Origin of the sequence: Pseudoalteromonas sp. SWN166 (assembly GCF_015864485.1) — a bacterium.
Lineage (GTDB): Bacteria > Pseudomonadota > Gammaproteobacteria > Enterobacterales > Alteromonadaceae > Pseudoalteromonas.
The window spans coordinates 1-1,218 of the sequence record NZ_JADYXB010000088.1 but is presented as its reverse complement, the minus strand read 5'-3'; the positions used below and the strand labels follow the sequence as shown (position 1 = coordinate 1,218).

The following is a 1,218-nucleotide window of genomic DNA, read 5'->3' as shown; positions in this document are numbered from 1 at the left end:
CAGGGTAAGATTACGTAAGCTCAATAAATAAGCTGTAAAACTTTATCTGCATAATCAGTATCGAGTGCAGCTTTGAAACGCTTAGCTTTCAGACCTTTTTTACAGCTTTTTTCAAGTTTCAATAAATTGAGAACAAGGTGCCTAATTACGGACATGTTTTCAGCTGCGTTTGAACGCCTAACACGACTCAAGTCTTCATTAAAACTGACATCAAGTACCCAGTGTAGCTGATTCTCAATGCTCCAATGCTTTCTAACCGCGTTCCCGAATGTTTTTGCGTCAGCTTCTATAGAGCAGATGAAATAACGGATTTCTTTACTTATTTTTCCATCTACATGTCGCTCTGATTCAGCCATCCCCACACTTACCAATCCATCCCATTGCGAAGTTAAATCATTAATGCTTGTCAGAACATCTGTTATCCAATACCGACGAACCTCAATCCTGCCGTGCCCACTATCAACTTCTTCGTGATAAGCATGCTCTACATTTTTAAATTTGTCGCTTTGACAAATCTCAAAAAAATCCTTAATGGACTGGTGTAAATGTCCTTGGTTACCTTTAACTGCAATAACATAATCGGCTTCTTTGTGAAGTATTTTTTTAGTAATCGCTTTTTGACATCCCATCGCATCGATCGTGATGATGCTGCCTTTAATATCTAGTAAATCAAGCAATGCGGGAATTGCGGTTATCTCATTTGATTTTTCTGCGGTTTTAACTTGCCCTAATACAACACCATTGTTCGCTGCAAATGCGCTAACCATGTGGATTGCACTTTTCTTTGATTTCTTATCATAAGAGCCGCGAACTGTTTTTCCGTCGATAGCAATAACTTCGCCGTGTGTTTCTTCCTGTGCTGATTTCATCCAGTTAATGAAGCAACTTTGTATCGTTTGGGGCTCTAACGAAGAGACTACTCGTGCAATGGTGTCATGAACAGGAATGCCATTTTCAAACGAGCCATACTTTTTTAACAACTCAATCTTGTTATGCGCCACTTCTTCAATTGACTCCCAGCCATCGGCGCCACAGATAACGCCAACAACGAGTGTTAGAAGGATATCGTGAAGCTTATGCTCTACTTTTGATTGTTGGCGATGATCAGGGATTGGTGAAAAATGTTCATTAAAGGCAGATAACATTTGAGACTCCTATGAATTAGAAGCCTATTTGATCACACTTGGCTCAAAATGGAAAGTTCATGATCTTGCCCTG

1 protein-coding gene is annotated in these 1,218 nt (G+C 39.7%); it reads right to left on the bottom strand.

The genetic code is table 11. From position 1 onward, the window contains the following. Positions 1–20: 20 nt before the first annotated feature. Positions 21–1,145 carry an ISAs1 family transposase gene (locus I6F49_RS20210; RefSeq protein WP_197181750.1) on the bottom strand — a complete coding sequence of 375 codons (1,125 nt, stop codon included), beginning with the start codon at positions 1,143–1,145 and terminating at the stop codon, positions 21–23. Positions 1,146–1,218: the final 73 nt, after the last annotated feature.